Source organism: Pseudomonas juntendi (assembly GCF_009932375.1).
In the GTDB taxonomy this organism is placed as follows: Bacteria; Pseudomonadota; Gammaproteobacteria; order Pseudomonadales; family Pseudomonadaceae; genus Aquipseudomonas; species Aquipseudomonas juntendi.
In genome coordinates, this window is the sequence record NZ_BLJG01000210.1 from 34,737 (window position 1) to 59,215 (window position 24,479).

Below are 24,479 nucleotides of genomic sequence, written 5' to 3' on the forward strand. Positions count from 1 at the left end.
ACCAGATGGACATGCAATCCCGAATTCGCCGGCTGTTCCAGGCCAGCATCGAAACCAAGCAACAGGCGATGGACATCCTGGCACCGCACATCGAGCAGGCCAGCCTGGTCATGGTCAATGCGCTGCTCAATGAGGGCAAGATGCTCGCCTGTGGCAATGGCGGCTCGGCCGGCGACGCCCAGCACTTTTCCTCGGAACTGCTCAACCGCTTCGAGCGCGAACGCCCGAGTTTGCCGGCCATCGCCTTGACCACCGACAGTTCGACCCTGACGTCGATCGCCAATGACTACAGCTATAACGAAGTCTTTTCCAAGCAGATCCGCGCACTGGGCCAACCGGGCGATGTTCTGCTGGCGATCTCCACCAGCGGGAACTCGGCCAACGTGATCCAGGCGATCCAGGCCGCGCATGACCGCGAAATGATTGTCGTAGCAATGACGGGGCGCGACGGCGGCGGCATGGCCTCGCTGCTGCTGCCAGAGGACGTGGAAATCCGCGTACCTTCGACAGTGACCGCGCGCATCCAGGAAGTCCACCTGCTGGCGATCCACTGCCTGTGCGACCTGATCGACAGCCAACTGTTCGGGAGTGAAGAATGACCCCTATGCGCCTTGGCCTGCTGGCCCTGACTCTGTGCCTGAGCGTTACCGGCTGCAGCTCGGTACTCACCTCTGCCCGCAATTCGCCCATTGAAGACGACCGCGGCACGCGCACCATCGGCAGCAAGATCGACGACTCGCTGATCGAAACCAAAGCCGCGGTCAACATCTCCAAGGCCAACCCGGACCTGGACAAGGGCTCGCACATCGTTGTCAGCAGCTACAACGGTATCGTCCTGCTCGCAGGCCAAACCCCACGCGCCGACCTCAAGAGCCTTGCCGAGCAAACCGCCAGCCAGGTTCAACGTGTGAAAAAGGTGCACAACGAGCTGCAGGTCATGCAGCCGTCTTCGATTCTGGCGCGCAACAACGATGCCTGGCTGACCACCAAGATCAAGACCCAGATGCTGACCGACAGCGCCGTGCCCAGCTCGCGAATCAAGGTCATTACCGAGAACGGTATCGTCTACCTGCTCGGCCTGGTGACCCAGCAGGAGGCCAATTCCGCCACCGCCGTAGTACAGGGTGTATCGGGTGTGCAAAAAATCGTCAAACTCTTCGAGTACATCGACTGAAGAACCCTGGGCCGGCAAGGCAACAATCCCGGCCTAAAAAAGGCGACCCTTAAAGGTTGATGCCTGTCAGTCAAGCGTTATTGGGGCTGCTTTGCAGCCCTTCGCGGGTACGCCCGCTCCCACACGCGATCCCCTGTGGGAGCGGGCGTACCCGCGAAGGGTCGCAAAGCGGCCCCAAATTAGTTAACTGCTGGCATTAACCCTACAAGGTCGCCTTTTTTATTACTTGACCACTTTCAGGCTTGGTCGACCAGTCGGGCGCGGCGGCTGGCCACCACCTTCTGGCGGACCATCGTCATCCGGCTGCACATCATCGTCTTCCAGGTCATCGCCATCCGTCAGCGGCTGCTCCAGCTCGAAGACCATGCCTTGGCCATTTTCGCGGGCGTAGATGCCCAGGATGGCGCCAACCGGCACGAACAGCGAATGGGTCACGCCACTGAAACGGCCCTCGAAACTGACCGCGTCGTTATCCATGTGCAGGTGGCGCACAGCACTTGGCGAAATATTCAGGACAATCTGGCCATCATTGGCGAAACCATCCGGTACCTGCACCTTTTTGTATTCGGCATTGACCAGCATATGGGGCGTGCAATCGTTGTCGACGATCCACTCGTACAGTGCTCTAACCAGATAGGGGCGACTGGAGTTCATCAACGGCTCCTTAAAGCTTACGCATTTCACGTTCTACAGAGGACAGGCTCGCCTGGAATGGCTCGCGGGCGAACTGGCGCTCCATGTAATCCAGCAGCGGTTTCGCTTGCCGGGGCAACTCGATGCCCAACACTGGCAGGCGCCAGAGTATGGGCAGTAGACAACAATCGACCAGGCTTTGCTCATCGCTCATGAAACAGGCGAACTCATTGAACAATGGCGAAACACCGGTCAGGCTTTCGCGCAGGGCCTTGCGCGCTTCACTTCGGGCAGCCTCGCTGCTGCGCGAATCGAGCACGCTATCGGCCAGGGCACACCAGTCCCGCTGAATGCGGTGCATCAGCAAACGGCTGTTGCCGCGCGCAACCGGGTATACCGGCATCAGCGGCGGGTGCGGGTAACGCTCCTCGAGGTATTCCATCACCACGGTCGATTCATACAACGCCAGGTCACGGTCGACCAGGGTCGGCACACTGCCATACGGGTTGACCTCGGCCAGCCTGGGCGGCAGGCGCGCCGGATCGACATCGATGACCTGCACGCTGACCCCCTTCTCGGCCAGCACCAGGCGTACCCGATGAGAATAATGGTCAGCGGGGTCGGAATAGCAGGCTAACCTGTTGGTTGCGCCCATGTAGCGGCTCCTCGCACGAGATGCTGTGCAACTTTAAATGAAAACGCGCCCGGGGCATCCTGGCATTTCTGCCAGGCGCCCCGGGCGCGTTCAACAACCAGAAATTACTGCGTGATCAGTGCACGTCCTTCCAGTATTCACGCTTGAGCAAATAGGCGAATACGAAGAAGAAAGCCAGGTACAGCAACACATAGGTACCGATGCGCTGGCTTTCCAGTTTGACCGGGTTGGCCGAATAGGCCAGGAAGGTCACCAGGTTCTTGACCTTCTCGTCGAACTGCTCGGCGGTCAGGGTACCGGATTTCGGCGTAACGGTCAGCTGGTCACAGGCTTCATGGGTAATCGGGCTACCGGTCAACGGATCGAATTGCTTCTTCCCATCGGTCACCGTCTGCACCTGCTTGCAGCCAATCACCTGGTTGCCCTGCAGGCCGACCAACACGTTGGGCATGCCGACGTTCGGGAATACCTTGTTGTTCACCCCATAAGGCCGCGAGGGGTCTTCGTAGAAACTGCGCAGGTAGGTGTACAGCCAATCGGTACCACGCACCCTGGCCACCAGGGTCAGGTCGGGCGGCGCGGCACCGAACCAGGTCTTGGCGTCTTCGGGCTTCATGCCGATCTGCATGTGATCACCGATCTTGGCCCCGGTAAACACCAGCTTTTCGAGCATCAGCTCGTGGGGGATGCCCAAGTCATCGGCCACACGCTCGTAGCGTTGGAACTTGGCACTGTGGCAGCCCATGCAATAGTTGGCGAACGTCCGCGCGCCGTCCTGCATGGCAGCCTTGTCGGTAAGGTCGATATCGACCTTGTCCAGCTCCAGACCGTGTTCGGCAGCGAAGCAAAAGGCAGGCATCAGTGCCAGCAAAAATACTGCAATCAACTTTTTCATCAGCCAGTCACCCTTTCCGGAACCGGTTTGGTCTTCTCGAGCCTTGTGTAGAACGGCATCAACAGGAAGTAGGCGAAGTACAGCACCGTGCACACCTGCGACAACAGCGTGCGCCCAGGTGTCGGTGCCAGCACGCCCAGCACGCCGAGGATGACGAAGGCCACGCAGAACACCAGCAGGAAGAGCTTGCTGATCCAGCCTTTGTAACGCATGGAGCGCACCGGGCTGCGATCGAGCCAGGGCAGTACGAACAGCACCGCAATCGCCGCCCCCATGGCGATCACACCCATCAACTTGTCAGGCACCGCACGCAAGATGGCGTAGAACGGTGTGAAGTACCACACAGGGGCAATATGTTCCGGGGTCTTGAACGCGTTGGCCTGCTCGAAGTTCGGCTTTTCCAGGAAGTAACCGCCCATTTCCGGGAAGAAGAACACCACCGCACAGAACACGAAGAGGAACACCACCACGCCGACAATATCCTTGACGGTGTAGTACGGGTGGAACGGAATGCCATCGAGCGGAATGCCGTTTTCGTCCTTGTTCTTCTTGATGTCGATGCCATCGGGGTTGTTCGAACCCACTTCGTGCAGGGCAAGAATGTGCAGCACCACCAGGCCGAGGATGACGATAGGCAGGGCGACCACATGCAGGGCGAAGAAGCGGTTCAGGGTAATGCCGGAGATCAGGTAGTCACCACGAATCCATTGGGTGAGGTCGCCACCAATCACCGGGATGGCACCGAACAGCGAAATGATGACCTGGGCGCCCCAGTAGGACATCTGGCCCCACGGCAGCAGGTAACCCATGAAGGCCTCGGCCATCAGCGCCAGGTAGATCAACATGCCGAACAGCCAGACCAGCTCGCGGGGCTTCTGGTAGGAGCCGTAGAGCAGGCCGCGGAACATGTGCAGGTAAACCACGATGAAGAACGCCGAAGCACCCGTGGAGTGCAGGTAGCGCAGAATCCAGCCGTATTCGACGTCACGCATGATGTACTCGACCGAGGCGAATGCCTCTTCTGCCGAGGGCGTGAAGCTCATGGTCAGCCACACACCGGTGACGATCTGGTTGACCAGCACCAGTAATGCCAGGGAGCCAAAGAAATACAGGAAGTTGAAGTTCTTGGGCGCGTAATACTTACTCAGGTGATCTTCCCACATCTTGGTCGCGGGGAAGCGAGCATCAATCCAGTCCATGAACTTGCTCATCATGCTTTCTCCTGGTCGACGCCGATGACGATGATATCGTCCGACTCGTACGAGTGCGGCGGTACGGGCAGGTTGAGTGGCGCCGGCTGCGACTTGTAGACACGCCCAGCCAGGTCGTAGTGGGAGCCGTGGCACGGGCAGAAGTAGCCACCCACCCATTTAGGGCCCAGGTCGGCTGGCGCAACCTCCGGGCGGAAGGTGGGCGAGCAGCCCAGGTGCGTGCACAGGCCGACGAGAATGAGGATTTCCGGCTTGATGGAGCGGACTTCGGGATCGACATAGGTCGGCTGCACCGAAGACTTGGAATCGGGATCAGACAATTCGCCGGTAATTTTCTTCAGGTTACCGAGGATCTCCTCGGTGCGCCTGACGATGAACACCGGCTGGCCTCGCCATTCGGCTACCATCTGCTGCCCGGCCTCGACCTTGGCGATATTGACCTTCACCGGTGCCCCCGCGGCTTTCGCCTTGGCACTGGGAAACCATGACCCCACGAACGGTACCGCAGCCCCCACTGCTCCCGCTGCCCCGACCACGGATGTCGCGGCTACGAGGAAGCGGCGCCGGCCTGCGTTGACGCCGTCATTGCTCATTCAGTCCTCTCCCATCAGCTTGCTTGGCCTGTTGAACCAGGCCTGTACTTAGGTTGTGTCTGTGGCACTAAAATTTGGTCGCCATGGTAAGAAACAAATCCACACACTGACAAGGGATTAGCCGGGCAAGGGCCCACTACCAGCGCTTTGCTTGATCTGCGTCTATGCGACGAGCGGCCACAGACATGCTGACAGGTTAGTTCAAGGCAAAAAAAAAGCCCGGTTCCAAGGAACCGGGCTCTTTTCGACTGCCGAAGCGGTATTAACGCTTGGAGTACTGAGGACGCTTACGCGCTTTACGCAGACCCACTTTCTTACGCTCGACTTCACGAGCGTCGCGGGTGACGTAGCCAGCACGACGCAGAGCGCCACGCAGGGTTTCGTCGTATTCCATCAGAGCGCGGGTGATACCGTGACGGATCGCACCGGCCTGACCGCTGACACCACCACCGGAAACGGTGACGTAGATGTCGAACTTCTCAACGGTTTCGGTCAGCTCGAGCGGCTGACGAACAACCATGCGAGCGGTTTCGCGACCGAAGAACACGTCCAGAGAACGGTTGTTGATGGAGATGTTACCAGTACCCGGACGCAGGAATACGCGAGCGGTTGCGGTCTTGCGACGGCCAGTGCCGTAATTTTGAGTCGCCGACATAATGAACTATCCCGTTAGATCTTCAGTTCTTGAGGCTGCTGAGCAGTGTGTGGGTGAGCAGCACCCGCGTACACTTTCAGCTTACGGTACATGTCGCGACCCAGCGGGTTCTTAGGCAGCATGCCTTTGACCGCGGTTTCGATAACACGCTCAGGGGCCTTGGCGATCAACTTCTCGAAGTTGATTTCCTTGATACCGCCCGGGAAACCGGAGTGGGAGTAGTACATCTTGTCGGAAGACTTGGCACCAGTCACACGAACCTGTTCAGCGTTGATAACGACGATGTAGTCGCCGGTGTCAACGTGAGGGGTGTATTCTGGTTTGTGTTTGCCACGCAGACGGGTAGCGATTTCGGTAGCCAGACGACCCAGGGTCTGGCCAGCGGCGTCGACTACGAACCACTCGCGCTTTACTGTTTCCGGTTTAGCAGTAAAAGTTTTCATTCTCTAAAGCCTCAGAGGCCGCCCAGCGAAAAATAGACGGCGAATCTTACTGGATAGTGCACAGCTTGCCAAGGGCAAGCGCGCAGCCGAACACTGACGCTTTTGGGGGCTCGGGTCGGGCACGCCAATATTCGACGGGGTTCTTCCTGCGTGATGGTGCATCACTTCCGCCACGCGGAGAGGGGCTGAATTATCCAGATTGCGCGAAAAATTTCAACCTGCTTTGATGAGCTTCCATTGCCAAGGAGTGTTTACCCGATGGAATACCGCCAGCTCGGCCGAACCGACCTCAACGTCAGCGCCCTGTGCCTGGGCACCATGACCTGGGGCGAGCAGAACGACCAGGAAGAGGCTTTCGGCCAAATTGCCCGGGCCAAGGCCGCGGGGATCAACTTCATCGACACGGCCGAAATGTACCCGGTGCCGCCACGTGCGGAAACCTACGCCGCAACCGAGCGCATCATCGGCAACTGGTTCAGGGCCAACGGTGACCGGGATGACTGGGTGCTGGCCAGCAAGGTTGCCGGCCCCGGCAACGGCATCAGCCACATCCGCGATGGCCAGCTCAAGCACAACCGCCAGCACATCGTCGCGGCGCTGGACGAGAGCCTCAAGCGCCTGCAGACCGATCGCATCGACCTGTACCAGCTGCACTGGCCGGAACGCAGCACCAACTTCTTCGGCAAACTGGGCTACCAGCACCTGCCGCACGATCACTTCACGCCGCTGGAAGAAACGCTGGAAGTGCTGGACGACCAGGTACGGGCGGGCAAGATCCGTCATGTTGGCCTGTCCAACGAAACGCCGTGGGGCACCATGAAATTCCTGCAACTGGCCGAAAGCCGGGGCTGGCCACGGGCGGTGTCGATCCAGAACCCGTACAACCTGCTCAACCGCAGCTTCGAGGTGGGCCTGGCGGAAGTCGCCATTCGCGAGCAATGCGGTTTGCTGGCGTACTCGCCGCTGGCATTCGGCATGCTGTCGGGCAAGTACGAGAACGGCGCTCGGCCGGAAAACGCCCGCCTGACCCTGTTCAGCCGCTTTGCCCGCTACTCCAACCCGCAGACCGTGGCCGCCTGCAGCCGCTACGTGCAGCTGGCCCGCGAACACGGCCTGGACCCGGCACAGATGGCCCTGGCGTTCGTGACGGGCCAGCCGTTCGTGACCAGCAACATCATTGGCGCTACCAGCCTGGAGCAACTGGACAGCAACCTGGCCAGCGCCGAGCTGCACCTGAGCGACGAGCTGCTGGCGGCGATCGAAGCCATTCACCAGGCGCAGCCGAACCCGGCACCTTGATCAGAGCTGCAAGCTGCAAGCTGCAAGCTGCAAGCTGCAAGCTACAAGCTGCAAGCTGCAAGCTACAAGCTACAAGACAGAGCGGTCCGCATGCTGACCTGCTTTATCTTGCAGCTTGAAGCTTGAAGCTTGAAGCTTGCAGCTCGACCAAAAAAATAAGACGATCCAGCCGGTGATTGACCACTCTACCCTATAAGAACAATGACAATGATGTTTACCCAACCCCCCGCGTCGCTGCGGCGCGTCAGCATCCTGGCCATTGACAAGGTGTTCGCTTCGACCTTGATGCAGGCCAAGGACTTCTTCCACCTCGCCAGCCTGCGCTACGGCAAGCAGCTGGGCCTGGGCTTGCAGCCCATGTTCGAGATCCGTCTGGTGAGCCCCGATGGCCTGCCCGTGGACAGCTTCAGCAATGTTCAGCTACCGGTCGACGGCGGCCTGGATGACGCCGATGTCATCATCCTGCCAGCCTACTGGGACGACTTCGACAACCTGCTGCAACGCTACCCACAGGTGCTGCCGTGGCTGCGTAACCAGCACGCCCGCGGCGCGGTGCTGTGCGCCGAGGCCAGTGGCGTGTTCTGGCTGGCCGAAAGTGGCCTGCTCGACGGCAAGGAGGCGACCACCTACTGGCGCTTCTTCAGCAGCTTCGCCGAGCGCTTTCCGAAGATCCGCCTGAACCAGGACAAGCACCTGACCGACGCCGACAACATCTATTGCGCTGGCGGCGCCACTTCGGCCTGTGACCTGTACATCTATCTGATCGAGCGTTTCTGCGGGGCCAATGTGGCCCGTGCGGTGTCGCGCGACATCCTCTACGAAGTGCAGCGCAACTACACGCCGGGGCGCATGGGGTTTGGCGGGCAGAAGCTGCATCAGGACCTGATCATCCTGCAGATCCAGCACTGGCTGGAAGAGCACTTCGCGGACAAGTTCCGCTTCGAGGATGTGGCCCGCAACCACGGCATGAGCATCCGCAACTTCATGCGCCGGTTCCAGGGGGCGACCGGCGACAAGCCGCTGCACTACCTGCAACGGCTGCGGATCGAAACGGCCAAGGGGTTGTTGTCGAGCACGCGCAAGAGCATCAAGACCATCAGTTACGAGGTCGGTTACGACGATGCCAGCTTCTTTGCGCGGCTGTTCCGCCAGCATACCGAGTTGTCGCCGAACCAGTACCGGCAGCAGTTCATGCAGGAGGCTTGAGGGCTTCCAGCAGCGGCAAGTTTCTAGCTGCAAGCTACAAGACAAAGCAAAAAGCCGGAGCAGCTCGTGGCCTGCTCCGGCTTTTTCTTGAGGCTTGCAGCTAGAAGCTTGCCGCTGATCTCAGGGCTTGTGCGCCCGAGACAGGAACTCGTGCGACTGCATCTCCAGCAAGCGGCTCAGGGTACGCTGGAACTCGAAGCTCAGGCGCCCACCGGTGTACAGGTCTTTTAGCTCCACCTCGGCCGAGATGATCAGCTTGACATTGCGGTCGTAGAACTCGTCCACCATGTTGATGAAACGCCGCGCGATATCATCGGTGGTCACCCCCATCTGCTCTACATTGCTCAGCAGCACCGCGTGGAAGATCTTGCCCAGCTCGATGTAGTCGTTCTGGCTACGCGGCCCGTCGCACAATGCCCGGAAGTCGAACCAGGCAACGTCGTCGCACGTACGCAAGGCATTGATCGGGCGGTTCTCGATCATCAGCACGTCATTTTCGACCGCCTGGGTGCATTCCGGGGTCAGCGCCTTGAAGCTGGCACGCATGCTTTCGTGCGCTGCCTCATTGAGCGGGTAGTGGAACAGTTCGGCCTGCTCCAGATGACGCAGGCGGTAGTCCACGCCGCTGTCGACGTTCACCACGTCGGTGTACTGCTTGATCATGGCGATGGCCGGCAGGAAACGCGCGCGCTGCAGGCCGTCCTTGTACAGGCCGTCGGGCACGATGTTGGAGGTGGCCACCAGCGACACACCGTTCTTGAACAGCTCTTCCATCAAGGTGCCGAGGATCATCGCATCGGTAATGTCCGAGACGAAGAACTCGTCGAAGCAGATCACCTTGGCCTCTTCGCTGAAGCGCTTGGCAATGATGGTCAGCGGGTTCTTCTCACCCTTGAGGGTCTTCATTTCCTCGTGCACACGCTTCATGAAGCGGTGGAAGTGGGTGCGCATTTTCTGCTTGAACGGCAGCGCCTCGTAGAAGGTATCGACCAGGTAGGTCTTGCCCCGCCCTACTCCACCCCAGAAGTACAGGCCCTTGACCGGGGTCTGCTCCTTCTTGCCGAACAGCTTGCCGAATACCCCCGGCTTGTTGTTCTGCGCCTGTACCAGGTCGTCGTACAGGCGCTGCAGGTGACGCACAGCAGTTTCCTGCGCCGCGTCATGGAAGAAGTCGGGACGTTTCAGATCTGCTTGATAGCGTTCTAAGGGAGTCATGATTCGTTAGCGAGGCAACAAAAAACGGGCCGTCACTGTAGCGACCGGCCCGCTTTATGGCAATTGGAGTTGCGGCGAATTGCCTCAGTCCTGTTGTGGGGCCAGGGCTTCGTGCAGGCTTCGAATGGCTGCATCCCGCGCTTCTGCGCTGGCGAACTGCGGCCCGTCGGCAACCTGTTCACCGTTGAGCCACAAGCCGAAACCCAGGCCCTGCACACGCACATCGGCCTCAGCACCCTGCTGCAGTTGCTTGCTCACCGCACCTGCACTCTTGCCGTCGGCAAAGCTGCGCGACAACAGCAGTTGCTCACCGTCGGCGGCCAGCAGGCGGAAGCGGAAGCTGCCGTCCTCATCACGGAAGCTGACGAAACGCGCGCTCTTGGCGGCCTTTTTCTTCACTTCGGTACTGGTTTGCACGCTGCTGCGGAACGAGCGCAGGCCAACCGCCTCGCGCAGTTGCTCCAGGAACGGGGTGGCAATCTTGCGGGCCTTGGCGGCCCCCGCCAGCAGGATATCCTCAAGGTCGGCCGGGCGCGCGATCAGCTGGTGGTAGTGCTCGCGTTTTTCCGCCAACTGACCGTCCAGCAACTGGAACAGGCGCTGCTTGGCATCGCCCCAGCCCAGGCCCTGCAACAACTCGTCGCGGAACCCGGCGCACTGTTCTGGCGTGGCGAAGGCCTGGTAGAGGGTGAACAGGTGCGAAGTGTCCGGGTCCTTGGCTTCGCCAGGCGCACGCGAATCGGTCACGATGCGCGAGATGGCGTCTTTCATGTCCTTGGCGCTGGTGAACAACGGAATGGTGTTGTCGTAGCTCTTGGACATCTTGCGCCCGTCCAGGCCCGGCAGGGTCGCCACGCTTTCTTCGATCACCGCCTCTGGCAGGGCGAAGAAGTCCTTGCCTTGGCCGAACAGGTGGTTGAAACGCTGACCGATGTCCCGGGCCATTTCCACGTGCTGGATCTGGTCGCGGCCCACCGGCACCTTGTTGGCATTGAACATCAGGATGTCGGCCGCCATCAGCACCGGGTAGCTGAACAAGCCCATGGTCACGCCGGCATCCGGGTCTTCACCGGCTTCCACGTTCTTGTCCACCGAGGCTTTGTAGGCATGTGCACGGTTGAGCAGGCCTTTGGCTGCAACGCAGGTCAGCAACCAGGTCAATTCGGGGATTTCCGGAATATCGGACTGGCGGTAGAAGGTCACCTTGTCGGCGTCCAGGCCACCGGCCAGCCAGGTGGCGGCGATTTCCAGGCGCGAGCGCTGGATGCGCAGCGGGTCGTCGCACTTGATCAGCGCGTGATAGTCGGCCAGGAAATAGAACGAGTCGACACCGGGCTGCTGGCTGGCACGGATCGCCGGGCGGATGGCGCCGGCGTAGTTGCCCAGGTGCGGAGTGCCGGTGGTGGTGATACCGGTGAGAATGCGCGTGGTCATGGGTGTTCGCTTATTCAGGCTTGGCTCAGTTCGAAAGGCGCGGCAGCAGCAGATCCTTGAGATCGGTCAGCTTGCCATGAAAGAAGTGTCCGCATTCTGCCACTTTCAGCAGCTCATGGGGGCGCGACAGGCTGTCGGACCAATCGTAAACCAGCTGCGGCGCGACCACTTCATCGGCCTCCGGCTGCACCACGGTGATCGGGCATTGCTGTGGCAGGGGGAATTCGTCGGTCAGGCGCATTACCGCTGGGGCAATCATGAACAAGTGCTGCAGGCTCACCCCGCCCGCCTCCAAGCGGCCAGCCAGGCTGGTGGCAACGAAGCCGCCGAACGAGAAGCCCATCAGCACCAGCGGCAATTGCGGGTGCTTATCGCGCAGCCAGGCCGCAGCAGCCTCGGCATCGGCCACTTCGCCTGCGCCCATGTCGTGGCTGCCAGCGCTCTGCCCAACGCCCCGGTAGTTGAACCGCAGGGTCACATAGCCGGCGTCACGGGCGGTGCGCTGCAGGGTCGAGACCACCTTGTTGAGCATGGTGCCGCCCTGAACCGGGTTGGGGTGGCAGATGAGCACCGCGCCGCGGGCATCGGCCACGTCCAGGTACAAGGCTTCCAACTGGCCACTGGGGCCATCGATGAACAAGGGGGTTTCGCGGACAAGCAAGGCACTACTCCGTGACCTCGGGGTGGGTCGTTTCGTCTAGGTGAGGAATTCTGTTCTGATTTGCGATCGCTCGCGGTATACAGCGCAGGTCTGAGCCGTTAACGTAAAGCAAAGCCGTTTATAGAGGAAGGACTCGTGGAACTCTCGCTCCTTGTTTGGTTGTTGCCGACCTTGGCCCTGGTCATTGGCGTGGTCGTCGGTTTCGTCGTGGCTCGCCTGCTGCCCAATGCCGCGCCCAGCAGCACGCAGCGCCAGCTGGATGAAATGCAGAAACGCTTCGACAACTACCAGAACGAAGTGGTTACCCACTTCAACAGCACTGCAGTACTGGTCAAGAAGCTGACCCAGAGCTACCAGGATGTCCAGGACCACCTGGCCGACGGTGCCAACACCCTGGCGCTGGACGAACTGACCCGCCAGCGCCTGCTGGCCGCCCTGCACTCCGAAGGTGCGCATGGCCCCCGTGATCGCCTGACCCCACCGAAGGACACTGCCGAAGTGCCGCGCGATTATGCGCCAAAAGTGCCGAATTCCCCGGGCATGCTCGACGAGAGCTACGGGCTCAAGCGTTGATTCGCTGAACATGAAGAAGGCCTCGTGAGAGGCCTTTTTTGTGGGCAGCCCAGGTACGCCGAAGCATTTGAAATCTGCGCAATATCTGTGGGAGCGGGCGTGCCCGCGAGCACAGAGGTAGGGGGTGCGAGCCACCGCGCTGGATTCTTCGCGGGCACGCCCGCTCCCACAGGCCCCTGCTAAATCAATAAGTTATGTACTGCTCTATGGAACGGCCAGCCCCAACAACCTAGCTGCAAGCCTGCAATGCCTGCTCGACATCCGCCAGCAGGTCTTCCACATCCTCCAACCCCACCGATAAGCGCACCAACCCCTCCGAGATCCCGTGATGCGCCCGCTCCTCTGGCGTATAGCTGGAATGGGTCATGCTCGCCGGGTGCTGCGCCAACGATTCGGCATCCCCCAGGCTCACCGCCCGGGCAAACAGCTGCAGTGCGTTCATGAACCTGCGCCCGGCCTCGATGCCACCCTTGAGCTCAAAAGCAATCATCCCGCCCGGCAAACGCATCTGCCGCTGCGCCAGCTCGTATTGGGCGAACGATGGCAAGCCCGGGTAGTGGATAAGCTCGACCTGAGGCTGCCGAGCCAGGAACTGCGCTACCTCCAGTGCGTTGGCGCAGTGGCGGTCCATGCGCAGTGCAAGGGTCTTGATCCCGCGCATCAATAAAGCCGCGTCATGCGGAGACAGCACCGCCCCGGTCATGTCCTTCAGCCCTTCCAGACGAATGCGGTCGACCAGCGCCTTGCGCCCCACTACCAACCCCGCGGTGATATCACCATGGCCACTGAGGTACTTGGTCGCTGAATGCACCACCAGGTCCGCCCCCAACGCCAGTGGCCGCTGCAGGTAGGGCGTGCAATAGGTGTTGTCGACCACGATATGCAATCCATGCCCGTGGGCCACCTCGGCGACCGCCGCGATATCCACCAGCTGCATGTTGGGGTTGGCTGGCGTTTCAAAGTAGATCATGCGTGTCTTGCGGGTGATGGACGCCCTTAAAGCCTTGGCGTCATTGAGGTCGACGTGACGGACCTTCACCCCGAACTGGCCAATGCCGTGATGCAGAAACGCAAAGGTGCACCCATACAAGGTATGCCCCACGATCAGTTCGTCGCCGGGGCGCAGCAGGGTCCAGATTGTCGAGGTAATCGCGCCCATCCCCGACGCCAGCGCCAAGCCTGCCTCACCACCCTCCAGCGAAGCCATGCGCTCCTCCAGCAGCGCCAATGTGGGGTTGGAGATGCGGCTGTAGAAATGCCCTGCCACGTCCCCGGCAAAGCACGCTGCGCCGTGTTCAACAGTGGGAAAAGCATAGGTGGCGGTCTGGAAAACCGGCGGCACCAGCGCGCCACTATGGGACAGCGGGTCGTAGCCGTGGTGGATGGCTCGCGTGGAAAAACCGGTGTTGTTATGGGAGTCGCGCATGGCAACAGCCTCTTGTGGTTTGCTATAAGCTTATGCCACCGAGCTGCCCGAATTTTTCCAAAGTAGCCCACACAGCGGCCTACTTGGTGGAAAGAAAACAACAATCAAACAAGCAGGAGGGCAAAACATGCCTTCGAGCCTCGATCGCACCGACCGCGCCTTGCTGGCCGCCCTGCAGGACAACGCCCGCCTCACCGTTGCCGAACTCGCCGACCAGGTGGCACTGACCACCTCGCCCTGCTGGCGCCGCGTCAAACTGCTGGAGGACAACGGCTACATCACCGGTTACCAGGCCGTGCTCTCGCCCAAGTCACTGGGCTTCGGCGTCACTGCTTTTGTCAGCATCATGATGGACTCGCACACCAAGGACATGGCCCTGGCGTTCGAGCAGCGGCTGATGGAAATTCCCGAAATCGTCGCCTGTCACAACATCTCTGGGCGCTACGACTTTCTGCTGGAGATTCTGGCGAGGGACCTGGAATCGTTCGGCGAATTCACCCGCGAGGTGCTGCAGCGGTTGCCGGGGGTGAAGGAGATCTATTCGAGTTTTTCGTACAAGGCGGTGAAGGAGCGCCGGGTAATTCCTCTATCGGAACACCACATCTGAACGGCAAGCACGCCCCCCTGGCGCATCACCAGGCGTGAGACAACCTGCACAAAAAAACCCCGCCGAAGCGGGGTTTTTGGTAGTGCAGGCCAGCGCTTAGATCGCACCACGCTGACGCAGTACGTCCAACACCTGTTTAACGCCTTCGTCCACGCTGGTGGCCTGGGTGTCGATCACCAGGTCGGCATCCAGTGGCACATCGAACGGGAAGCTTTCACCCGGGATGTTGTCGCCACCGGCAGCGTACAGGCCCTGTGGGTCACGCTCGCGGCAAACCAGTGGGGACGCCTGGACGTAAACCGTCACCAGGCGATCCTTGCCGATCAGCGCCTTGGCCTGTTCGCGGCCTTCGGCATCCGGGGCCACGAACGCTGCCAGGGTCAGCATGCCGGCTTCGTTGAACTGGCGCGCCACATGGGCGGCACGGCGCCAGTTTTCGGTGCGGCCAGCGCGGTCCTGCGGCAGGCCCTTGTTCAGGTCATGGCGCAGGTTCTGCCCGTCGAGCACGTACACTGCACGGCCCATGTCGAACAGCTTGCGCTCAACGGCATAGGCCAGGGTGCTCTTGCCGGCGCCAGAAAGGCCACTGAACAGCACGGTGGCTGGCTGCTGACCGAAACGCAGGGCGCGCTCCTCGGTAGACACGTGGGCCTGCTTGCCATGCTGGCCGGTGCTGCCATGCGGCAAGACTGGCTGGGCGATGATCATGCCTGCGCCGACGGTGCCGTTGGTGAGGCGGTCGATGACGATGAACGCACCGGTTGTGCGGTTGCTGTCGTAACCGTCCAGGGCAATGGCGCTGTCCAGGGATACCTTGACGCGGCCAATCTCGTTCAGCTGCAGGGCGCTGGCGGCGTCCTTCTCGAGGGTGTTCACATCAACCTTGTGGGTGATGCTGGCAATCGAGCCCGGCACGTAGCTGGTGGCGCGCTTGATGTCGTACTTTTTGCCCGGGAGCATCGGCTCTTCGGCCATCCACACCAGCATGGCATCGAATTGGTCAGTGACCGGTGGCACGTTGTCGGCATGCACCAGCAGGTCGCCACGGGAGATGTCGATCTCATCTTCCATGGTCAGGGTCACGGCCTGGCCTGGGCCGGCGCTTTCCAGTTCACCTTCATAGGTGACGATGGACTTGACCCGGCTGCTCTTGCCCGACGGCAGCACGACAATTTCGTCGCCCTTGTGCACCACGCCGCTGGCGAGGGTGCCGGCAAAACCGCGGAAGTTCAGGTTCGGCCGGTTGACGTACTGCACCGGGAAACGCAGGTCGGTGAAATTGCGGTCAGCCGACACTTCGACGGTTTCGAGGATTTCCATCAGGGTCGGGCCGGTGTACCACGGCGATTGCTCGCTGTGGTTGACCACGTTGTCACCCTTGAGCGCCGACATCGGCACGAAGTGCAGGCTGCTCGGGGTCAGGTTGATGGCTTCGGCGAACTTCAGGTAGTCCGCCTTGATGGCCTCGAAGACGCCTTCATCGAAGCCCTTCAGGTCCATCTTGTTGACCGCGACCACGATGTGCTTGATGCCCAGCAGCGACGCGATGTAGCTGTGGCGGCGGGTCTGGGTCTGCACGCCATAGCGGGCATCGACCAGGATGATCGCCAGGTCACAGGTGGATGCACCGGTGGCCATGTTGCGGGTGTACTGCTCGTGGCCCGGGGTGTCGGCGATGATGAACTTGCGCTTGGCGGTGGAGAAATAGCGGTAGGCGACATCGATGGTGATGCCCTGCTCACGCTCGGCCTGCAGGCCGTCTACCAGCAGCGCCAGGTCGACCTCTTCGCCGGTGGTGCCAGACTTTTTCGAATCGCGGGTGATGGCCTCGAGGTGGTCCTCGTAGATCATCTTGGAGTCGTGCAACAGGCGCCCGATCAGGGTGCTCTTGCCGTCATCCACGTTGCCGCAGGTGAGGAAACGCAGCAGTTCTTTACGCTCGTGCTGAGCCAGGTAGGCGAGGATGTCCTCGCTGATCAGATCGGATTGATGACTCATTGCATTCAAGCTCCAAGCTGTAAGCTTCAAGCAGCAAGCTTGTCGGCGTACAGCTAGTTAGAAATTTTGTTGATCAACCCAGCAAGCATTCTGGATAGCTCACGGGTTTCAGTTATCCAGTCGTTGGCCAACTCGGCAGGCAAATAACCAATTTCACCGGCGATGATCAGTTGGGTCCGCAGTTCTGCGCAGGAAGCCTTCGCCACGCTCAGGAACCATGCCTTCTCCCGCATTCCTCTGCGCTCCATTCCCTCAGCGATATTGGAGGGGACTGAAACGGCTGCTCGAGTGATTTGGGACCTGAATCCAAAATCCCGACACCCAGCAAATGCCCGATATATCGCGACGGCTAAATTTTTACTTCTCTGCCAAACCAGCAACTTCTCAAAACCCACTGCAGGCACTCCCTGTGCGCCCGCAATGCAGGCGGCAGTCCACAAAAATCAGAAACTACTCGCTCCGCTTCTGTCTTGCAGCTTGCCGCTTGTAACTTGAAGCTTAGAAATAGCCCTGACGTTTCTTGTCTTCCATCGAACCGGCGCCATCGTGGTCGATGACCCGGCCCTGGCGCTCGGAAGTGCGCGTCAGGAGCATTTCCTGAATGATGTCGGTGAGCGTTTCGGCCTCCGACTCGACAGCGCCCGTGAGCGGGTAGCAGCCGAGGGTACGGAAACGCACCTTCTTCTTGACGATGCGGGCTTTCTCTTCCTCGGAGAGGTGTTCGAGGATGCGCTCGTCGTCGATCATGATCAGGGTGCCGTTCTTCTCGATGACTTCACGCTCGGCAGCGAAGTACAGCGGCACGATCGGGATGCCTTCGAGGTAGATGTACTGCCAGATGTCCAGTTCGGTCCAGTTCGACAGCGGGAAGACGCGGATCGACTCACCTTTGTTGACCTTGCCGTTGTACACGTTCCACAGCTCGGGGCGCTGGTTCTTCGGGTCCCAGCGGTGCTTGCTGTCACGGAACGAGTACACACGCTCCTTGGCCCGCGACTTCTCTTCGTCGCGGCGAGCACCACCGAAGGCGGCGTCGAAACCATGCTTGTCCAGCGCCTGTTTCAGGCCCTGGGTCTTCATGATGTCGGTGTGCTTGGAGCTGCCATGGGTGAACGGGTTGATGCCCTGCGCCACACCCTCGGGGTTGACGTGGGTGATCAGCTCCAGGCCCATTTCCTCGACCATCTTGTCGCGGAACCTGTACATCTCCTGGAATTTCCACTGGGTGTCGACGTGCATGACCGGGAACGGCAGCTTGCCCGGGAAAAAGGCCTTGCGCGCCAGGTGCAGCATCACGGCGGAATCCTTGCCGATCGAGTACAGCATCACCGGGTTGTCGAACTCGGCGGCCACCTCGCGGATGATGTGGATGCTTTCCGCCTCCAGCTGTTTCAAGTGCGTCAGTTTGTCGACCATGGCTACTCACGAAAAACGATCTTATGGACGGCCTGCGGGCCGTGTTCGAGCGGATCACTGTATCACAGCGGCTGCTTCTATTTAGGCGGCCAGCTAGATCGAAAAAGTCTAACGATATGACTGGGGGTTAGGCTAATGCCTGCTCAATTAAGCGTTACTGGGGCTGCTTTGCAGCCCTTCGCGGGCACGCCCGCTCCCACTCGTTTGGCGCTGAACTCAAGAAATGCGCGCCCCCCTGTGGGAGCGGGCGTGCCCGCGAAGGGGCCAGTCAGGTCAGATCGGGTTCGGGCAATCGATGAACAAGTGTTCCACGGCAAACCGCCGCGCCAGGTAATCACCCAGCGCCTGCACCCCATACCGCTCGGTGGCATGGTGCCCTGCGGCGATGAAGCTGACGCCATTCTCCCGCGCACTGTGGTAGGTCTGCTCCGACGCCTCGCCCGTCAGGTACAGGTCTACCCCGGCGGCAATCGCCGTGTCGATATAGCCCTGCCCGCCCCCGGTGCACCAGCCGACCCGGCGGATCATTTCGTCGCCTTCGACCAGCAGCGGCTCACGCCTCAGCACCTCCTGCACGCGCCGGGCAAAATCGCGGGCGGTCATCGGTTCGGCCAACGAACCCACCAGCCCGACCACCTTGGGGTTCTCCGGGTCAAGCGGCCCTTCGACGGTAATCTCCAGTTGCCGCGCCAGCTGCACGTTGTTGCCCACCTCAGGGTGTACATCCAGCGGCAAGTGGAATGCCAGCAGGCTGATGTCGTTGTTCAGCAAGGTTTTCAGGCGGCGCTGGCGGATGCCGGTGATGCAGGGGTTTTCGCCCTTCCAGAAGTAGCCGTGGTGCACCAGCACCAGGTCGGCTTCGGCCTCGACCGCGGCATCCAGCAACGCCTGGCTGGCGGTGACACCGCTGACGATACGGCTGACCTGCGGCCGGCCTTCGACCTGCAGGCCATTGGGGCAGTAGTCCTGGATCCTGGCGCTGCCCAGGTAACGCTCGGCTTCTTCAACCAGGGTGTTTAGCGCGACGGCCATGAAAATCTCCTCAAAAACTGCACACTCCCCAGGCGCAACGCACAGGGAACGCCCGTATAATGCCGGCCATTATGGGCCGTCGCCGGCACTGGGGGAACCGGTGTATGATCGCGCGCGCTCATGCCCCACCGCGCGGCCACTGGCTCCCGCTCTTTTCAGGACTCGTTCATGTTCAAGGCTTTGCGTTACTTTGGCTGGCCACTGCTTACCGGCGTATTGATCGCCGTGCTGATCATCCAGCGGTTTCCGGAATGGGTCGGCCTGCCCAGCCAGGACGTCAACCTGCAGCAGGCACCGCAGACCACGAAGATCATGCAGGGCCCGGTGTCATACGCCGACGCCGTGACCCTCGCGGCCCCGGCGGTGGTCAACCTGTACACCACCAAGGTGGTCAACAAGAGCGCCCACCCGCTGTTCGAAGACCCGCAGTTCCGCCGCTTCTTCGGCGACAACCTGCCCAAGCAGCGCCGCTGGGAATCGAGCCTGGGCTCGGCAGTGATCATGAGCCCCGAGGGCTATCTGCTGACCAACAACCACGTCACCAGTGGCGCCGACCAGATCGTGGTGGCCTTGAAGGATGGCCGCGAGACCCTGGCCCGGGTCATTGGCAGCGACCCGGAGACCGACCTGGCGGTATTGAAGATCGACCTGAAGAACCTGCCCGCCATCACCATCGGCCGCTCCGACACCATCCATATCGGTGACGTGACGCTGGCCATCGGCAACCCGTTCGGCGTTGGCCAGACCGTGACCATGGGCATCATCAGCGCCACCGGCCGCAACCAGTTGGGCCTGAACAACTACGAAGACTTCATCCAGACCGACGCCGCGATCAACCCGGGCAACTCCGGTGGTGCGCTGGTCGATGCCAACGGCAACCTGGTCGGCATCAACACGGCCATTTTCTCCAAGTCTGGTGGCTCGCAGGGCATTGGCTTCGCCATCCCGGTCAAGCTGGCACTGGAGGTGATGAAGTCGATTGTCGAGCATGGCCAGGTGATCCGCGGCTGGCTGGGTATCGAAGTGCAGCCACTGAGCCAGGAACTGGCCGAGTCGTTCGGCATGAAGGACCGCCCAGGCATCGTGGTTGCAGGCATCTTCCGCGAAGGGCCGGCGGCCAAGGCCGGGCTGCAGCTGGGTGACGTGATCTTGAGCATCAACGGCGAACCGGCAGGTGACGGGCGCAAGTCGATGAACCAGGTGGCGCGGATCAAACCGAACGAAAAGATCACCATCGAGGTGATGCGTAACGGGCAGCAGCTCAAACTGGTAGCTGAGGTGGGGCTGCGGCCGCCACCGGCACCCGCTGCCCCACAAGAAGAGAAGTAAACATCGGGGCCGCTTTGCGGCCCCGGCTGTATCAATGCAGGATCTGGCTGAGGAACAACTTGGTCCGGTCGCTGCGTGGCCGGTCGAAGAAGTCATCCGGTGCCGCCTGCTCGACGATTTCACCTTTATCCATGAAGATCACCCGGTTGGCCACGGTGCGGGCAAAGCCCATCTCGTGGGTCACGCAGAGCATGGTCATGCCATCTTCGGCCAGACCCACCATGGTATCGAGCACTTCCTTGACCATCTCCGGGTCCAGGGCCGAAGTGGGTTCGTCGAACAGCATGATTTTCGGCTTCATGCACAACGCCCGGGCAATCGCCACGCGCTGCTGCTGGCCACCAGACAACTGCCCCGGGTACTTGTGCGCCTGTTCCGGGATACGTACCCGCTCCAGGTAATGCATGGCAATCTCTTCGGCCTTGCGGCGCGGCATCTTGCGCACCCACATCGGCGCCAAGGTGCAGTTCTCCAGAATGCTCAGGTGCGGGAACAGGTTGAAGTGCTGGAACACCATGCCCACTTCACGGCGGATCGCCTCGATCTGCTTGAGGTCGTTGGTCAGCTCCACGCCATCGACCACGATGCGCCCCTGCTGGTGCTCTTCCAGGCGGTTGAGGCAACGGATGGTGGTGGACTTGCCCGAGCCGGACGGCCCGCACAGCACGATACGCTCGCCCTGGCGAACATTGAGGTTGATGTCCTTGAGCACATGGAACTGACCGTACCACTTGTTCACACCCTGCATCTGGATGATCCCTTCGGGGCCGGCAGGCTGCTTGATCGCTTCACTCATTTCGAAACTCCTAACGCTTGTGGCCAGTGTCCAGCTTGCGCTCCAGGTGCATGGAGTAGCGGGACATACCGAAACAGAAAATCCAGAACACCAGGGCGGCGAAAACGTAGCCCTCGGTAGCCATACCCAGCCAGGCCGGGTCGGCGGCGGCTTGCTTGACACTGTTCAGCAGGTCGAACAGGCCGATGATGATCACCAGGCTGGTGTCCTTGAACAGGGCAATGAAGGTGTTGACGATGCCAGGGATCACCAGCTTGAGCGCCTGCGGCAGGATCACCAGGCCCATCGCCCGCCAGTACCCCAGGCCCATGGCTGCCGCCGCTTCGTACTGGCCCTTGGGGATGGCTTGCAGGCCACCGCGCACCACTTCGGCGACATAGGCCGACTGGAACAGGATCACGCCGATCATCGCCCGCAGCAGCTTGTCGAAGCTCATGCCCTCAGGCAGGAACAACGGCAGCATCACCGAAGACATGAACAGCACGGTGATCAGCGGCACGCCGCGCCAGAACTCGATGAAGGTCACGCACACCACCTTCACCGCCGGCATCCTCGAACGCCGCCCCAAGGCCAGCAGAATGCCCAGGGGCAAGGCGCCGACGATGCCCACGGTGGCGATCACCAAGGTCAGCATCAGCCCGCCCCACTGGCTGGTGGACACGTTGCTCAGGCCCAGCAGGCCACCGTGCAACAAGGTGTAGGCCAGCAGCGGGTAAAGCACCAGGAAGCCCAGGCCATAGAGGGCCTTGCGCGGGAAGCGCTTGATGAACAACGGCGCTGCGCCAAGCACCGCCAGCCATACCGTCAGGTCGACCCGCCAGCGCAGCTCGACGGGGTAGTAGCCGTACATGAACTGGCCGAAGCGCTGCTGCACGAACACCCAGCAGGCGCCGTCCTTGGTGCAGTCGGCGCGGGTGGTGCCAACCCAGTTGGCGTCGATCAGTGCCCACTGCAACAGCGGTGGCACGATCAGCCAGATCAGGTAGAGGGCAAACAGGGTCAACAGGGTGTTCAACCAGCTGGAGAACAGGTTGGTACGCATCCATGCGAGTACGCCGACGGTTTTCACCGGTGGCGGCATATCGGGTTTGAAAACATGGGCATTCACAGGCGTATCCTCACCGCTCGATCAGCGCAATGCGCTTGTTGTACCAGTTCATCAGCAGCGAAATGCTGATGCTGATGGCGAGATAGACACTCATGGTGATGGCGATCACCTCGATGGCCTGGCCGGTCTGGTTGAGCACGGTACCGGCGAACAGCGAGACCATCTCCGGGTAGCCGATACCGGCCGCCAGCGACGAGTTCTTCGCCAGGTTCAGGTACTGGCTGGTCAGTGGCGGAATGATCACCCGCAAGGCCTGGGGGATGATCACCTTGCGCAAGGTTGGCCCTTCGCGCAGCCCCAGCGAGCGCGCCGCCTCGGTCTGGCCATGGCTGACCGAACGGATGCCCGAGCGCACGATCTCGGCGATGAAGGCGGCGGTATAGATCGTCAGCGCCAGGGTCAGCGCCAGCAGTTCGGGGATCAGCACCCAGCCACCGACGAAGTTGAAGCCCTTGAGCTGCGGTGCCTCCCACGTGACCGGGCTGCCGAACAGCAGCACGCTCAGGCCTGGAATGACCAGCAACAGCGCCAGCGCGGCCCAGAACTTGTGGAACGGTACACCGGTCTCGTCAAAGCGTTTGTTGGCCAGGCGCACCATCAGCCAGACCGCCCCGACCGCCACCGCCAACGCCGCGACAAATGGCCAGAAACCGTCCGCCATGGAGGCACCAGGCATGTTCAGGCCACGGTTGCTGATGAAGAACAGGTCGTTGAGGTTGATGCTGCCCCGCGGTCCCGGCAGGGTCAGGAATACGGCGAAGTACCAGAACAGGATCTGCAGCAGCGGCGGGATGTTGCGGAAGGTCTCCACGTACACCGTCGCCAGCTTGTTGATCATCCAGTTCGGCGACAAGCGTGCCACACCGATGATGAAACCCAGGATGGTCGCCAGGATGACGCCAATGAAGGTGACCAGCAGGGTGTTGAGCAGGCCGATGACGAACACCCGTGCATAGCTGTCCGATTCCACATAGGGGATCAGGTGCTGGGCGATGCCGAAGCCGGCACTGCGATCGAGGAAGTCGAAGCCCGAGGTGATACCCCGGTGTTGCAGGTTGGTTTGCGTATTGTGAAACAGGTACCAGCCCAGACCGACCACGAAAACGATGGTGAGAATCTGGAACAGCCACGCGCGCACACGTGGATCGCTCAGGGATAAACCCTTTTGTGCGCCAATATGATTTTGCATGAAGTGCCCCGGGAAATAGGGATTCGAACAACCTGCGGCGGCCGGATGCCGCCGCAGGGTGCAGCCATCAGCGCACAGGTGGCGCGTACTGGATGCCGCCGTTGTTCCACAGGGCGTTCATGCCACGGTCGATCTTCAGGTCGGTACCTTGGCCCAGGTTCTTCTCGAACACTTCGCCGTAGTTGCCGACTTGCTTGACGATCTGCACTACCCAGTCTTTGGGCAGCTTGAGGTCCTTGCCGTACTCGCCGTCCGCACCCAGCAAGCGGGCCACGTCAGGGTTCTTGGTAGCTTTGGCTTCCGCCTCGACGTTCTTCGAGGTGATGCCCGCCTCTTCGGCGTTGAGCATGGCGAACAGGGTCCACTTGACGATACTGAACCAGTCTTCGTCGCCTTTGCGCACCACCGGGCCGAGTGGCTCCTTGGAGATGGTTTCCGGCAGCACCACATATTCGGTCGGTGCGGCCAGCTTGGAGCGCTGGGCAAACAGCTGCGACTTGTCGGACGTCAACACATCGCAACGGCCGGACTCCAGCGACTTGGCGCTTTCGTCAGAGGTATCGAAGGTGATCGGGGTGTACTTCAGGCCATTGGCCCGGAAGAAGTCCGAGACGTTCAGTTCGGTGGTAGTCCCTGCCTGGATGCAGATGGTCGCGCCATCGAGCTCCTTGGCACTGGAAACACCGAGCTTCTTGTTGACCAGGAAACCGACGCCGTCATAGTAGGTGACACCGGTGAACACCAGGCCCATGCCGGCATCGCGCGAGCTGGTCCAGGTGGTGTTGCGCGACAGCACGTCAACTTCGCCCGATTGCAGGGCCGTGAAGCGTTCCTTGGCGTTGAGCTGGCTGAACTTGACCTTGTTGGCGTCGCCGAACACGGCAGCGGCCACGGCGCGGCAGACATCGGCGTCGATACCGATGATCTTGCC

The 24,479-nt window shown here is 60.9% G+C and carries 26 protein-coding genes; 7 read left to right on the forward strand and 19 right to left on the reverse strand.

What is annotated here, in order from left to right; all coding sequences use genetic code 11:
• The first annotated feature begins 5 nt into the window (after nucleotides 1-5).
• Both GYA94_RS21880 and GYA94_RS21885 read left to right on the forward strand, forming a co-directional pair.
• A complete protein-coding gene (locus GYA94_RS21880) occupies nucleotides 6-599 on the forward strand; it encodes a phosphoheptose isomerase (protein WP_029887793.1) in 594 nt (197 codons plus the stop codon).
• Nucleotides 596-1,174, forward strand: coding sequence for a BON domain-containing protein (locus tag GYA94_RS21885; RefSeq protein ID WP_009684429.1), 579 nt, complete (start codon nucleotides 596-598; stop codon nucleotides 1,172-1,174). Before GYA94_RS21880 ends, GYA94_RS21885 begins: the two co-directional genes overlap by 4 nt.
• 222 nt (nucleotides 1,175-1,396) lie before the next feature.
• Here the strand turns inward: GYA94_RS21885 and GYA94_RS21890 are convergent, their stop codons facing one another.
• The 7 genes from GYA94_RS21890 to rplM form a co-directional block, all read right to left on the reverse strand.
• Nucleotides 1,397-1,828 (reverse strand): ClpXP protease specificity-enhancing factor, encoded by a 432-nt coding sequence (locus GYA94_RS21890; protein ID WP_161893091.1) that lies wholly within the window; start codon nucleotides 1,826-1,828, stop codon nucleotides 1,397-1,399.
• A 10-nt stretch (nucleotides 1,829-1,838) separates the two neighbouring features.
• A complete protein-coding gene (locus GYA94_RS21895; RefSeq protein WP_054913251.1) occupies nucleotides 1,839-2,462 on the reverse strand; it encodes a glutathione S-transferase N-terminal domain-containing protein in 624 nt (207 codons plus the stop codon).
• 115 nt (nucleotides 2,463-2,577) lie between these two features.
• A complete protein-coding gene (locus GYA94_RS21900; protein WP_029886542.1) occupies nucleotides 2,578-3,357 on the reverse strand; it encodes a cytochrome c1 in 780 nt (259 codons plus the stop codon).
• Nucleotides 3,357-4,568: a cytochrome b gene (locus tag GYA94_RS21905; RefSeq protein WP_029886541.1), complete on the reverse strand. Its 1,212-nt coding sequence runs from the start codon at nucleotides 4,566-4,568 to the stop codon at nucleotides 3,357-3,359. Before GYA94_RS21905 ends, GYA94_RS21900 begins: the two co-directional genes overlap by 1 nt.
• Nucleotides 4,568-5,161, reverse strand: coding sequence for a ubiquinol-cytochrome c reductase iron-sulfur subunit (gene petA / locus GYA94_RS21910; protein ID WP_009684434.1), 594 nt, complete (start codon nucleotides 5,159-5,161; stop codon nucleotides 4,568-4,570). Before petA ends, GYA94_RS21905 begins: the two co-directional genes overlap by 1 nt.
• 262 nt (nucleotides 5,162-5,423) lie before the next feature.
• Entirely contained in the window at nucleotides 5,424-5,816 is a 393-nt protein-coding gene (gene rpsI, locus GYA94_RS21915; protein WP_003260797.1) for a 30S ribosomal protein S9, read from the reverse strand.
• A 14-nt stretch (nucleotides 5,817-5,830) separates the two neighbouring features.
• Complete coding sequence (rplM, locus tag GYA94_RS21920) at nucleotides 5,831-6,259, reverse strand: 50S ribosomal protein L13 (RefSeq protein WP_003251819.1); 429 nt, start codon at nucleotides 6,257-6,259, stop codon at nucleotides 5,831-5,833.
• 258 nt (nucleotides 6,260-6,517) lie between these two features.
• Here rplM and GYA94_RS21925 point away from each other — a divergent pair, with 258 nt between their 5' ends.
• The gene (locus GYA94_RS21925) at nucleotides 6,518-7,558 is read left to right on the forward strand and encodes an NADP(H)-dependent aldo-keto reductase (RefSeq protein ID WP_110675628.1); all 1,041 of its coding nucleotides are present in this window, start codon (nucleotides 6,518-6,520) and stop codon (nucleotides 7,556-7,558) included.
• 285 nt (nucleotides 7,559-7,843) lie between these two features.
• Nucleotides 7,844-8,764: a GlxA family transcriptional regulator gene (locus GYA94_RS21930; RefSeq protein ID WP_172828420.1), complete on the forward strand. Its 921-nt coding sequence runs from the start codon at nucleotides 7,844-7,846 to the stop codon at nucleotides 8,762-8,764.
• A 120-nt stretch (nucleotides 8,765-8,884) separates the two neighbouring features.
• On the opposite strand, the gene zapE is transcribed toward GYA94_RS21930, so the two are convergent.
• The 3 genes from zapE to GYA94_RS21945 all read right to left on the reverse strand — a co-directional run bounded on the left by zapE (nucleotide 8,885) and on the right by GYA94_RS21945 (nucleotide 12,074).
• Nucleotides 8,885-9,979 carry a cell division protein ZapE gene (gene zapE, locus GYA94_RS21935; RefSeq protein ID WP_029886538.1) on the reverse strand — a complete coding sequence of 365 codons (1,095 nt, stop codon included), beginning with the start codon at nucleotides 9,977-9,979 and terminating at the stop codon, nucleotides 8,885-8,887.
• Between the two features lie 84 nt (nucleotides 9,980-10,063).
• Nucleotides 10,064-11,413, reverse strand: a complete 1,350-nt coding sequence (locus tag GYA94_RS21940; RefSeq protein WP_161893092.1) for a tryptophan--tRNA ligase — start codon at nucleotides 11,411-11,413, stop codon at nucleotides 10,064-10,066.
• Between the two features lie 25 nt (nucleotides 11,414-11,438).
• On the reverse strand, nucleotides 11,439-12,074 hold the full coding sequence (locus tag GYA94_RS21945) for an alpha/beta hydrolase (protein ID WP_054905345.1): 636 nt from the start codon (nucleotides 12,072-12,074) through the stop codon (nucleotides 11,439-11,441).
• A gap of 135 nt (nucleotides 12,075-12,209) precedes the next feature.
• Here GYA94_RS21945 and GYA94_RS21950 point away from each other — a divergent pair, with 135 nt between their 5' ends.
• The gene (locus GYA94_RS21950) at nucleotides 12,210-12,647 is read left to right on the forward strand and encodes a Z-ring associated ZapG family protein (protein WP_009684440.1); all 438 of its coding nucleotides are present in this window, start codon (nucleotides 12,210-12,212) and stop codon (nucleotides 12,645-12,647) included.
• A 229-nt stretch (nucleotides 12,648-12,876) separates the two neighbouring features.
• Here GYA94_RS21950 and GYA94_RS21955 read toward each other — a convergent pair whose 3' ends face one another.
• On the reverse strand, nucleotides 12,877-14,073 hold the full coding sequence (locus GYA94_RS21955) for a methionine gamma-lyase (protein WP_161893093.1): 1,197 nt from the start codon (nucleotides 14,071-14,073) through the stop codon (nucleotides 12,877-12,879).
• A gap of 127 nt (nucleotides 14,074-14,200) precedes the next feature.
• Here GYA94_RS21955 and GYA94_RS21960 point away from each other — a divergent pair, with 127 nt between their 5' ends.
• On the forward strand, nucleotides 14,201-14,680 hold the full coding sequence (locus GYA94_RS21960; RefSeq protein ID WP_161893094.1) for an Lrp/AsnC family transcriptional regulator: 480 nt from the start codon (nucleotides 14,201-14,203) through the stop codon (nucleotides 14,678-14,680).
• Nucleotides 14,681-14,776: 96 nt separating this feature from the next.
• On the opposite strand, the gene cysN is transcribed toward GYA94_RS21960, so the two are convergent.
• The 4 genes from cysN to GYA94_RS21980 all read right to left on the reverse strand — a co-directional run bounded on the left by cysN (nucleotide 14,777) and on the right by GYA94_RS21980 (nucleotide 19,126).
• On the reverse strand, nucleotides 14,777-16,678 hold the full coding sequence (gene cysN / locus GYA94_RS21965) for a sulfate adenylyltransferase subunit CysN (RefSeq protein ID WP_009684444.1): 1,902 nt from the start codon (nucleotides 16,676-16,678) through the stop codon (nucleotides 14,777-14,779).
• Between the two features lie 53 nt (nucleotides 16,679-16,731).
• A complete protein-coding gene (locus tag GYA94_RS21970; protein WP_110675620.1) occupies nucleotides 16,732-17,073 on the reverse strand; it encodes a four helix bundle protein in 342 nt (113 codons plus the stop codon).
• Between the two features lie 103 nt (nucleotides 17,074-17,176).
• Nucleotides 17,177-18,094, reverse strand: coding sequence for a sulfate adenylyltransferase subunit CysD (gene cysD / locus GYA94_RS21975; RefSeq protein WP_009684445.1), 918 nt, complete (start codon nucleotides 18,092-18,094; stop codon nucleotides 17,177-17,179).
• Nucleotides 18,095-18,367: 273 nt separating this feature from the next.
• Nucleotides 18,368-19,126, reverse strand: coding sequence for a Nif3-like dinuclear metal center hexameric protein (locus tag GYA94_RS21980; protein WP_161893095.1), 759 nt, complete (start codon nucleotides 19,124-19,126; stop codon nucleotides 18,368-18,370).
• A 168-nt stretch (nucleotides 19,127-19,294) separates the two neighbouring features.
• On the opposite strand from GYA94_RS21980, the gene algW reads away from it, so the two are divergent.
• The gene (algW, locus tag GYA94_RS21985; protein ID WP_009684447.1) at nucleotides 19,295-20,455 is read left to right on the forward strand and encodes a Do family serine endopeptidase AlgW; all 1,161 of its coding nucleotides are present in this window, start codon (nucleotides 19,295-19,297) and stop codon (nucleotides 20,453-20,455) included.
• 31 nt (nucleotides 20,456-20,486) lie between these two features.
• On the opposite strand, the gene GYA94_RS21990 is transcribed toward algW, so the two are convergent.
• The 4 genes from GYA94_RS21990 to GYA94_RS22005 form a co-directional block, all read right to left on the reverse strand.
• Nucleotides 20,487-21,251, reverse strand: a complete 765-nt coding sequence (locus tag GYA94_RS21990) for an amino acid ABC transporter ATP-binding protein (protein WP_003251792.1) — start codon at nucleotides 21,249-21,251, stop codon at nucleotides 20,487-20,489.
• Between the two features lie 10 nt (nucleotides 21,252-21,261).
• Nucleotides 21,262-22,359: an amino acid ABC transporter permease gene (locus GYA94_RS21995; protein ID WP_009684448.1), complete on the reverse strand. Its 1,098-nt coding sequence runs from the start codon at nucleotides 22,357-22,359 to the stop codon at nucleotides 21,262-21,264.
• 10 nt (nucleotides 22,360-22,369) lie between these two features.
• Entirely contained in the window at nucleotides 22,370-23,548 is a 1,179-nt protein-coding gene (locus tag GYA94_RS22000) for an amino acid ABC transporter permease (protein WP_029887285.1), read from the reverse strand.
• 67 nt (nucleotides 23,549-23,615) lie between these two features.
• The coding region (locus GYA94_RS22005) for an amino acid ABC transporter substrate-binding protein (RefSeq protein ID WP_047149993.1) at nucleotides 23,616-24,479 on the reverse strand (864 nt) is incomplete at its 5' end.